At 63.7% G+C, this 292-nt stretch carries 1 protein-coding gene; it reads left to right on the forward strand.

Features of this window, described 5'->3' with window-relative positions:
- On the forward strand, nucleotides 1-292 hold a 292-nt coding region (locus Q5762_RS37850), incomplete at both ends, for an FCD domain-containing protein (protein WP_315896847.1).

Consider the following 292-nt stretch of genomic DNA (forward strand, 5'->3'; position numbering starts at 1 on the left):
TTCAGAGCTGGTAGAGCGGTTCGAGGTGATGGCCCAGTTGGAGGGGCTGTGCGGCCGGTTGGCGGCGCGGCGCATCACCGCCGACGAGCTGGCACTGCTGCAGGACGTTCACCGAGCCTGCCAGGCCAAGGTGGAGGCGGGCGACAGCAATGGTTACTACTACGAGAACAGCCTGTTTCACCAGCGCATCTACGAAGCAAGTCATAACCAGTTCCTGGCGCAGGAGGCCGCGCGGCTGCATGCGGCCCTGCAGCCTTATCGCAGAATGCAGCTACAGGTGCGCATGCGTCTG

Source organism: Streptomyces sp. P9(2023) (assembly GCF_032436795.1).
Taxonomy (GTDB): domain Bacteria; phylum Actinomycetota; class Actinomycetes; order Streptomycetales; family Streptomycetaceae; genus Streptomyces.